General features: G+C 69.8%; 9 protein-coding genes. All 9 read left to right on the top strand.

What is annotated here, in order from left to right:
- Nucleotides 1-897, top strand: an 897-nt coding sequence (locus VI238_RS06240) for a c-type cytochrome (protein WP_331649571.1), incomplete at its 5' end; no start/stop codon positions are given.
- A gap of 13 nt (nucleotides 898-910) precedes the next feature.
- Complete coding sequence (locus VI238_RS06235) at nucleotides 911-1,708, top strand: formylglycine-generating enzyme family protein (RefSeq protein WP_331649569.1); 798 nt, start codon at nucleotides 911-913, stop codon at nucleotides 1,706-1,708.
- Nucleotides 1,709-1,724: 16 nt separating this feature from the next.
- On the top strand, nucleotides 1,725-2,336 hold the full coding sequence (locus VI238_RS06230) for an SCO family protein (protein WP_331649567.1): 612 nt from the start codon (nucleotides 1,725-1,727) through the stop codon (nucleotides 2,334-2,336).
- A 104-nt stretch (nucleotides 2,337-2,440) separates the two neighbouring features.
- Nucleotides 2,441-3,904 (top strand): cytochrome-c oxidase, cbb3-type subunit I, encoded by a 1,464-nt coding sequence (gene ccoN / locus VI238_RS06225; RefSeq protein WP_331649565.1) that lies wholly within the window; start codon nucleotides 2,441-2,443, stop codon nucleotides 3,902-3,904.
- A 118-nt stretch (nucleotides 3,905-4,022) separates the two neighbouring features.
- Entirely contained in the window at nucleotides 4,023-4,682 is a 660-nt protein-coding gene (ccoO, locus tag VI238_RS06220) for a cytochrome-c oxidase, cbb3-type subunit II (protein ID WP_331649563.1), read from the top strand.
- The gene (locus VI238_RS06215) at nucleotides 4,679-4,837 is read left to right on the top strand and encodes a CcoQ/FixQ family Cbb3-type cytochrome c oxidase assembly chaperone (RefSeq protein ID WP_331649561.1); all 159 of its coding nucleotides are present in this window, start codon (nucleotides 4,679-4,681) and stop codon (nucleotides 4,835-4,837) included. Before ccoO ends, VI238_RS06215 begins: the two co-directional genes overlap by 4 nt.
- Nucleotides 4,834-5,739, top strand: a complete 906-nt coding sequence (gene ccoP, locus VI238_RS06210; RefSeq protein WP_331649559.1) for a cytochrome-c oxidase, cbb3-type subunit III — start codon at nucleotides 4,834-4,836, stop codon at nucleotides 5,737-5,739. Before VI238_RS06215 ends, ccoP begins: the two co-directional genes overlap by 4 nt.
- A gap of 19 nt (nucleotides 5,740-5,758) precedes the next feature.
- Nucleotides 5,759-5,941, top strand: a complete 183-nt coding sequence (locus VI238_RS06205) for a hypothetical protein (protein WP_331649557.1) — start codon at nucleotides 5,759-5,761, stop codon at nucleotides 5,939-5,941.
- Nucleotides 5,938-7,482 (top strand): heavy metal translocating P-type ATPase (locus VI238_RS06200; RefSeq protein ID WP_331649555.1); only part of this gene is annotated, 1,545 nt, incomplete at its 3' end. The genes VI238_RS06205 and VI238_RS06200, both read left to right, overlap by 4 nt.

Below are 7,482 nucleotides of genomic sequence, written 5' to 3'. Positions count from 1 at the left end.
ATGCAGGGCGACTTCTACACGACCGGCAAGTACCGCGAGAAGGGCAACCAGCCCTTCGACATGGAAAAGGCGATCGACGAGAAGCCCACCTACGTGCTGTTCAACGGCGCGGAAGGCGCGCTCACCGGCGACAAGTCGCTCGCCGCCAAGACCAACGAGACCGTGCGCCTGTTCATCGGCAACGGCGGCCCCAATCTCGTCTCGAGCTTCCACGTGATCGGCGAGATCTTCGATCGCGTGCAGCAGGAAGGCGGTACGCATCCGCAGGAGAACGTCCAGACCACGCTCATCCCCGCCGGCGGCGCCGCGATCGTCGAGTTCCACACCGAGGTGCCGGGCAGCTACGTGCTCGTCGACCATTCGATCTTCCGCGCGTTCAACAAGGGCGCGCTCGCGATCCTCAAGGTCGACGGGCCGGAGAACAAGGCGATCTATTCGGGCAAGGAAGTCGATTCGGTCTACCTCGGCGACCGCTCCGAGCCGAATCTCAAGCCGGTCGCCGCCGCGGCGAAGGCGGCCGCGAGCGGCGCCTTGACGAAGGAAGACCAGATCAAGGCTGGCCAGGTGCTGTTCACGGGCACGTGCTCGGTCTGCCACCAGGCCAATGGCCAGGGCCTGCAGAACGTGTTCCCGCCGCTCGCGAAGTCGAGCCTGCTCGCGGAAGACCCGAAGCGCATCGTCGAGATCATGTTGCACGGCCTCACCGGCAAGGTGACGGTCAACGGCACCGAGTACAACTCGGTGATGCCGCCGATGACGCAGCTCACCGACGACGAGGTCGCCAACATCGCGACCTACGTGCTCAACAGCTGGGGCAACCCGGGCGGCCAGGTGCACAAGGACGATGCCGCGAAGGTTCGCGCGACGCCACCCGCGGCCGCGGCACCGGCGCACTGACCGGAGAGCGTCGATGAGCGCGCGCACGGCACACCGGTTCGCGACAGCCTCGTGCTCGGCCGCGCTCGCGGCAGCACTCGCGGCCGGTCCGTGCGTCGCGCAGCCGGCGGCGCCGGCCTACGCGACGATCCCCGCGACGGAATTCGTCAGCGTGATCGAGACGGAGGCCGATGCGAAACCCGCGCAGGTCGCCGCGTATGCGCTGCGCGTCGAGCCCGTGACGAATGCCGAATTCCTCGCATTCGTCACGGCACACCCGCAGTGGCGGCGCGACCGCGTGCCGTCCGTGTTCGCCGACCCACGCTACCTCTCGCATTGGCAGGCCGCCGGCGAGCTCGGTGCGCAGGCGCTGCCGACGCAACCGGTCACGCAGGTGAGCTGGTTCGCCGCGCAGGCGTACTGCGAATCCGAGCACGCGCGCCTGCCGAGCTGGATCGAATGGGAGCGCGCCGCGGCGGCGAGTACCGACGCGGCCGACGCGCGTCGCGATCCGGCGTGGCGGCAACGCTTGCTCGACTGGTACGCGAAGCCGTCGAACGCGCCGCTCGCGTCGATCGGCGGTGCGCCGAACCTGTACGGCGTGCGCGACCTGCACGGCCTCGTCTGGGAATGGGTCGACGACCAGGCTTCGATGATGGTCACGTCCGACAGTCGGGACCAGAACGACCCCGATCGATTGAAGTTCTGCGGCTCGGCCGCGCTCAGCCTGCGCGACCGCGACAACTACGCCTTGCTCATGCGCATCGCCCTGCTGTCGTCGCTGAAGGCCGCCGACACCACCGCGAATCTCGGCTTCCGTTGCGCACGGTAGCCCCAGGAGGCACACGATGAATACTTGCACTCGCATCGCCGCGTTCGGCCTCGCGCTCGCGCTCGTCGCCGGGCTTCCGGCCGCGAGCCGCGCGAACGAGCCGCCCGCAGCGACCGCACCCGCCGCATCCCTGCCCGGCGATTCGGCCTACCACCTCGACGTTCCGCTCGTCGACCAGGACGGCCGCGGTTTCGCGTTCGCCGATGCACGTGGGCGTGCGCGCGTGGTCAGCATGTTCTATACCTCGTGCAAGTACGTCTGCCCGCTCATCATCGACACGCTGCTGAAGACCGAACGCGAACTCGCCCCCGTCGAGCGCACGCGCATCGACGTGCTGCTCGTGAGCCTCGATCCCGACAACGACACGCCCGAAGCGCTCAAGCGCGTGGCCGACAAGCGCCATCTCGACACCTCGCGCTGGCGCCTCGCACGCACCGACAAGGCGCACGTGCGCAGCCTCGCCGCGGTGCTCGGCATCCAGTACAAGCAGCTCGAGAACCGCGAGTTCAGCCATTCCAGCGCGCTCGTGCTGCTCGATGCGCAAGGACGCATCGTCGCGCGCAGCGATCGCCTAGGCGAGGCCGATCCGGAATTCGTCGCCGCCGCGAAACGCCTGCTCGCCGACTGAGCCCGTTGCGACCGATTGCCGCACGCGCAGGGCGTGGCAGCTTGACGCACGTCGCCCACGAGGGCGCGGCGCCGCCCGACAATAGATGTTTAGCGGAGGCTGCCATGCCGAGGACGGAAACCTACAACGACCAGATCGTGCGCCTGTTCCTGCTGGCGGCGGCGGTGTGGGGCATCATCGGCATGTCGATCGGCTGCTGGATCGCGGCCGAACTCGCCTGGCCGGTGTTCAATCTCGGCATCCCGTGGCTCAGCTTCAGCCGGCTGCGGCCGGATCACACGTTCGGCGTGATCTTCGCGTTCGGCGGCTCCGCGCTCATGGGCACGTGCTACTACGTCGTGCAGCGGACCGGCCACACGCGCCTCGCGCTCGGCCGGCTCGCGACGTTCACGTTCTGGGGCTGGCAGCTGGCCTGCGTCCTCGCGATGCTCACGATGCCGCTCGGCATCACGCAGGGCAAGGAGTACGCCGAGCCGGAATGGTTCATCGACATCCTCGTCGCGATCGTGTGGGTGTCGTTCGGCACGGTGTTCTTCGCGACGCTCGCGCGCCGGCGCATCCGCCACATCTACGTCGCGAACTGGTACTACGGCGCGTTCATCATCGCGGTCGGCCTGCTGCACGTCGTCAACAACCTGGCGCTGCCGGCGTCGCTGTGGAAATCCTATCCGGTCTATTCCGGCGTCGTCGACGCGATGGTGCAGTGGTGGTACGGGCACAACGCGGTCGCGTTCTTCCTGACCGCGGGCTTCCTCGGCATGATGTACTACTTCGTGCCGCGCCAGGCGCAGCAGCCGCTCTGGAGCTACCGCTTCTCGATCGTCAATTTCTGGGCGCTGATCTCGGTGTACATGTGGGCCGGGTCGCACCACCTCATGTACACCGCGCTGCCGGACTGGGTGCAGTCGGTCGGCATGGCGTTCTCGCTGGTGCTGTTGATGCCGAGCTGGGGCTCGGCCGCGAACGGCCTGCTCACGTTCAACGGATCGTGGCACCGCCTCAAGACCGACCCGGCGGCGAAGTTCATGGTGCTGTCGCTGGTGTTCTACGCCGCATCGACGTTCGAAGGCTCGATGATGGCGATCAAGACCGTCAACTCGCTGTCGCACTACACCGACTGGACCGTCGCCCACGTGCACTCCGGTTCGATCGGCTGGGTCGCGATGATCACGATCGGCTCGCTCTACGCGATGGCGCCGCGCGCGCTCGGCCGCCCCGCGATGCATTCCGTGCGCGGCATGGAGCTGCACTTCCGGCTGCACACGATCGGCCTGCTGCTGTACGTCGTCGCGATGTGGACCGCAGGCGTGACCGAAGGCCTGATGTGGCGCGCGACGAATGCCGACGGCTCGCTGACGTACGCGTTCATCGACAGCCTCATCGCGGTCAAGCCGTGGTACGCGGTCCGCTGGCTCGGCGGCGTGCTCGTGCTCAGCGGCATGGTCGTGATGGCGTGGAACCTCTGGCACACCGCGGCGCACGCGCGCGCGCGCCTGATCACGCCGATCCCGGTGCCGATCCCCGAACCGGAACCGATGCAGGTTCCTGCGCCATTGCCGGCGTACTGAGGCGCGCTTCCGGGCACGCTGCTTCGACGAGTCATCCGAATCGAAGGCACCTTCTGATCCTGGCGGTCCACGAGCGGCGATCCATGGCCGCACTTTTCGACTAAGAGCGACAACAGACATGGCTGGTGGGTACACGTACTTCGAGGCGATCGAGAAGCATGCCGGGTTGCTCGGCATCCTCATCGCGATCATGGTGTCGATCGGCGGCCTCGCCGAGATCACGCCGCTGTTCATGGCCGCGCACACGGTCAAACCCGCCGACGGCGTGCGTCCGTACGACGCGCTGCGTCTCGCCGGCAAGGACATCTACGTGCGCGAGGGCTGTTACCTTTGCCACTCGCAGATGGTGCGCGCGCTGCGCGCCGAAACCGAACGCTATGGCCACTTCTCGGTCGCCGGCGAGTCCGTCTACGACCGGCCGTTCCAGTGGGGTTCCAAGCGCACCGGTCCCGATCTCGCGCGCGTCGGCGGCAAGTACACCGACGAGTGGCAGCGCCTGCACCTGCGCGATCCGCGCTCGGTCGTGCCGGAGTCGAACATGCCCGCCTACGCGTGGCTGTCGCAGGCGATGCTCGATCCGGCCGACATCGAGGCGCGCATGCGCACCCTGCGCACGCTCGGCGACCCTTACACGGACGCCGACATCGCCGGCGCCCGTGCGGCGGTGAGCGGGCATACCGAGATGGAAGCGTTGATCGCCTATCTGCAGGGACTCGGCACCGCCGACCTCGCGAAGACCGCGGACGCCACGCACGACACGCCGGAGGTCGCGCCGTGAACATCCCACCCTTCTGGGGACACCTCGTCGGCGTGTTCACGCTGGCGACGATGTCGAGCTTCATCGGCATCTGGATCTGGGTCTGGAACGCGCGCCACGCGCGCAAGTACGACGCGCTCGCGCGCTTGCCGATGCACGACGAGGAAGCGCCATGAGTCCGTTCTGGTCGGGCTGGATCATGTTCCTCGTCGTACTGAATCTCGGCATCACGCTGTTCCTGTTCCTGTGGGGGCAGCGTGTGCGGATTCCGGTGCAGCCGGATGGCACGAGCGGTCACGTCTGGGCGCACGGCGTGCTGCGCGAGGGCGTGCGCGCGCTGCCGCTGTGGTGGGTGCTGCTGTCGGGCGCGATGTTCGTCGCCGGCTTCATCTACCTTGCGCTCTACCCGGGCTTCGGCGCCTACAAGGGCGTGCTCGGCTGGACCGCGCACGGCGAACTCGCGCGGGACGTCGCGGAGAACCGCGCACGGCTCGATCCCGTGCTGCAGCGCTTCGCCGGCCAGCCGGTCGAGCGCATCGCGGGCGACCCCGATGCGACGCGCATCGGCCACCGGCTGTTCGTCGACAACTGCGCCGCGTGCCACGGGCGGGAGGGGCGCGGCAACCGCCTGCTCGGGGCGCCGAACCTCGTCGATGCCGACTGGCTCTACGGCGGCGACGGCGCCACGCTCCTCGCGAGCATCCAGGACGGTCGTCACGGCACGATGCCGCCGTTCGGCGGCACGTTCGACGCGGCGACGATCGAGAACGTGGCCAATTACGTGCTCGGCCTGTCGGGCGCCGACCATTCGCCGACCAAGGCGGCAGCGGGCAAGGCCACGTTCGCGGTCTGTTCCGCGTGCCACGGCGCGAACGGCAAGGGCAACCCCGCGCTCGGCGCGCCCAATCTCACCGACGGCACGTGGCTGTACGGCGGCGACCTCGCGACGATCGAGAAGACGATCCGCGACGGTCGCGGCGGCACGATGCCCGCATGGCGCACGCGCCTCGACGACACCGAGACGCGCCTCATCGCGGCCTGGGTCCATGCCCGCTCGCATGCCGACGGCGCGCGCTGAGCGCGCAGGCTCCGCGTGGTTGCGCCAGCCGGTGGTCTGGCTCGGCGCACTCGTGTTCGCCGCGTCGCTTGGGGGGTGCGTGCTCATGATCGTGCTCGGCGCGCGGCACGCCGACGAAGCGCTGCCGACCGGCGGCGAGCTGCTCAAGATGCCGCTCGCCGAACCGGCGCCCCCGCCCGACCCCGCGCAGGCGAAGCCGTGACGCACGCCGCGTGCTGGCACTGCGGCGAACCGCTGCCGGCGCGAGAGCCGTTGCATGCGACGATCGCGGGCGTCGCGCATCCGGTCTGCTGCCAGGGCTGCCGCGCGGCGGCCGAATGGATCGAGCAGCTCGGCCTCGCCGACTACTACCGCTTGCGCAGCGCACCCGCCCCGCGTCCACGCGACGGCGCGGGCGAAGCCGGGCCCTGGGACCACGCCGATCTCGTGCGCCACGTGGTGCGCGACCTCGGCGACGGCCGCCGCGAGGTGATCGTGCTCGTCGACGGCGTGCGCTGCGCCGCCTGCGTGTGGTTGATCGAACGCATGCTCGATGCGGTGCCCGGCGTCCAGCGCGTGCAGGTCAACGCGGCCGCGCGGCGCGCGCACGTCGTCTGGGACGCCGCGCGCTGCGATCTCGCGCGCGTCGTCGAGGCCTTCGCGCGCGCCGGCTACGCCGCGCTGCCGCTCGACACGGCCGCGCTCGACGATAGCCGCCGCACCGAGTCGCGCACCGCGCTCAAGCGCCTCGTCGTGGCCGGCTTCGGCGCGATGCAGGCGATGATGTACGCGAGCGCACCCTACCTCGGCGCGTTCAGCGGCATGGACGCGAGCACGCGCGACCTGTTCCGCTGGTTCGGGCTGCTCGTCGCCTCGCCGGTGGTGCTGTATGCGGCGCGACCGTTCTTCGCCGGCGCCGTGCGCTCCCTCGGCGCGCGCCGCCTGTCGATGGACGTGCCGGTTTCGCTCGCGATCGCGCTGATCTACGCCGCGAGCGTGGTCGAAGCGATCCGCGGCGGGCGCGAAGTGTATTTCGACTCGGTCAGCATGTTCGTGTTCTTCCTGCTGCTCGGCCGCCACCTGGAGATGCGCGCGAGGCATCGCGCCGGCGATCTCGGCGATGCGCTCGCGCGGCTCACGCCCGCGTTCGCCGACCGAATCCGCGCGGACGGCTCGATCGAACGCATCGCCGCGACACGGCTGCGCGCGGGCGACGAAGCCTGGGTCGCCAGCGGCGCCGCCGTGCCTGCCGACGGCAGGCTCGTCGACGGCCGCTGCCGGGTCGACGAAGCGCTCCTGTCCGGCGAGTCGGCGACGGTGGCCAAGTGCGCCGGCGACGCGCTCGTCGCGGGCAGCATCGTCGTCGACGGGCCGGCGCGCGTGCGCGTCGAGCGCGTCGGCGCCGACACCGCACTCGCTGGAATCGTCGCGCTGGTCACGCGCGCGCAGGCGGAACGCCCGCGCCTCGCCCGTGCCGGCGAGCGCATGGCTGCGCGCTTCGTCGCGCGCGTACTCGCCCTCGCTGCGATCGCTGCGATCGGCTGGAGCCTCGTCGATCCGTCGCGCGCGTTCGCCGCCACGCTCGCCGTGCTCGTCGTGTCGTGCCCGTGCGCGTTCGCGCTCGCGGTCCCGGCCGCACTCACGCGCGCACTTGCGCTGCTAGCGCGCCGCGGCGTGCTCGTCGTGCACGTCGATGCGATCGAGGCGCTCGCCGGCGCGACGCACGTGGTATTCGACAAGACAGGTACGCTGACCGAGCCGTGC

The sequence above is a fragment of the Dokdonella sp. genome, assembly GCF_036518555.1.
GTDB lineage: Bacteria > Pseudomonadota > Gammaproteobacteria > Xanthomonadales > Rhodanobacteraceae > Dokdonella_A.
The sequence above is the reverse complement of the archived record's forward strand: the minus strand, read 5'-3'. Positions and strand labels throughout refer to the sequence as shown.

Coding starts and splice junctions, on each gene's coding strand:
- VI238_RS06235 (WP_331649569.1), top strand. CDS start 911: ATGAGCGCGCGCACGGCACACCGGTTCGCGACAGCCTCGTGCTCGGCC.
- ccoN (WP_331649565.1), top strand. CDS start 2,441: ATGCCGAGGACGGAAACCTACAACGACCAGATCGTGCGCCTGTTCCTG.
- ccoP (WP_331649559.1), top strand. CDS start 4,834: ATGAGTCCGTTCTGGTCGGGCTGGATCATGTTCCTCGTCGTACTGAAT.
- ccoO (WP_331649563.1), top strand. CDS start 4,023: ATGGCTGGTGGGTACACGTACTTCGAGGCGATCGAGAAGCATGCCGGG.
- VI238_RS06230 (WP_331649567.1), top strand. CDS start 1,725: ATGAATACTTGCACTCGCATCGCCGCGTTCGGCCTCGCGCTCGCGCTC.